The sequence below is a fragment of the Vibrio sp. 2132-1 genome (assembly GCF_033344315.1).
This window is the reverse complement of sequence record NZ_JAWPON010000166.1, coordinates 1-894: the sequence shown is the minus strand read 5'-3', so window position 1 is coordinate 894 and position 894 is coordinate 1. Positions and strand designations below refer to the sequence as shown.

1 protein-coding gene and 1 pseudogene are annotated in these 894 nt (G+C 42.7%); both read right to left on the bottom strand.

What is annotated here, in order from left to right; all coding sequences use genetic code 11:
* Positions 1-176: 176 nt before the first annotated feature.
* Positions 177-677 carry a hypothetical protein gene (locus R8N47_RS24180; RefSeq protein WP_318185974.1) on the bottom strand — a complete coding sequence of 167 codons (501 nt, stop codon included), beginning with the start codon at positions 675-677 and terminating at the stop codon, positions 177-179.
* Positions 677-894: pseudogene (locus R8N47_RS24175) on the bottom strand (ABC transporter substrate-binding protein); the annotation flags it as partial. The pseudogene R8N47_RS24175 and the gene R8N47_RS24180, both read right to left, overlap by 1 nt.

The following is an 894-nucleotide window of genomic DNA, read 5'->3' as shown; positions in this document are numbered from 1 at the left end:
TGTGATCAAAAAGTTAATTTCAAACTCTATATACTATGAGGGTGGCAATGAGTAATTGTCACACTGGCGTAAGTTTGCCGCAATATTAAGTGATACAAGTTGAGTATAGAACTTAATCAATAGAAAAGGGAATACGAATAAGTGATTAAATTATCGAGTTTATCCAATAAAGTTCTTCAATACGGATTCGTGTTCTTGTTGGTTATTTTACTGGCCGGATGTACGAAAAAGTTTCTATATAGCAACATCAGTTGGTCTACGCGGCGAGTTTGATCGATGCGAGTTGAAATCATATCCACGTACTTTTCCAGTAGCGAGGCAAGGCCAGCTTCCGATTCGAGCAATTGATAAAACTCCGAGCTCATCTTATTGCTTTTCAGAACGGTCGAAATCGAAGCCAATTGCTCGTTGACCTGCATGGCTTGTTCAGTCAGCTGTACTTTGTTGTCTACCGCTTGCAGCGCTTCTACGCGGCGGTTAATTTCACTGGTTTTACTTTCGAGAAAATAGCTGGCGTTATATTTAGGCACGCTATCTTCCAACAAAAGGCGCACCTGATTATCCAAGCTGTTCCATGTCGCCCAAGCGACCAAACACACCACGGTAAGCAAGAGCGTGCTGCAAGCAAAAGCGGCAATTAAGCGTGCACCGATGGTTTTGTATTTCGGGTATAACACTACTTCTCTTTCCCTCGCCATTGAGCCAATTGCTGATTTACATTGTCCAATTTTTCCGACATCGCACGCCCCAATTCATGGGAAAACTCTGCCAATAACGCTTGGTAGTGCGTCATGCCAACTTCGGAATCTTTATCCATGGTCGACAGCTTTTGCGCAATTTCGGTTACTTGCGCTTTACTCAGTGGCAATTCAAACAGTTGTTTTTCAATGGCTT